Genomic DNA, 681 nt, shown 5'->3' on the forward strand with positions numbered 1-681 from the left:
CCGGGTGTAATGTAGGCATCGGTGATGATGCCGAACTTATGATCGACCGTCCGGTGCTCGAGAAAGTGGAAGCCTTCGGGTTTGCCGATCCGCTTCATAAAGCCGCTTTCCGGGTCGGTAACGCTCGTTTTACGTGTCTTCTCTTCCCTCTCTTTTGCCGGAGGCAACGGCTTTTTGCCGTGCAAGGCTCGATCTTCATCGATGGCCTTTTCCAGTTCCGTCAGATAGGCCTGCGGGGTCTCGTTGACAACCTGCATGGTGTACCGGTTGTTGTTCGCATTCGCTCGAATGTGGGTGGCATCCGTCAACAATACGCGTCCGGCCACCAGACGATGGTGAATGGCTACACGAACCAGTTCATCGAAGATTTCCTGGAAGAGGTCGCTGTCTTTAAAGCGCTCGTTCCGATTGTAGCTGATGGTCGAATGATCCGGCACACGCTCGTACAACCCAAGTCCCAAGAACCAACGGTAGGCCACATTAAGGTTGATTTCGATCTCCAGTTGTCGCTCCGAACGGATGCCGTACAAATAGCCGATTAACATCATCTTGAAGAGACGAATCGGCGGAATGGGGGGACGGCCCGTCGTACTCGTGTAGAAGGGCCTCGTTTTCTCCGTAATAAAGGAGAAGTCGATATGCATATCGATTAGCCGGAGCAAGTGATCTTCAGGAACTAAC

Annotated in this window: 1 protein-coding gene; it reads right to left on the reverse strand. The window is 52.7% G+C overall.

Annotated elements, in window-relative coordinates; translation table 11 throughout:
* Positions 1-681 (reverse strand): transposase (locus E6C55_RS33275; RefSeq protein WP_136374121.1); only part of this gene is annotated, 681 nt, incomplete at both ends.

The sequence above is a fragment of the Cohnella fermenti genome (genome assembly GCF_004801405.1).
Lineage (GTDB): Bacteria > Bacillota > Bacilli > Paenibacillales > Paenibacillaceae > Cohnella > Cohnella fermenti.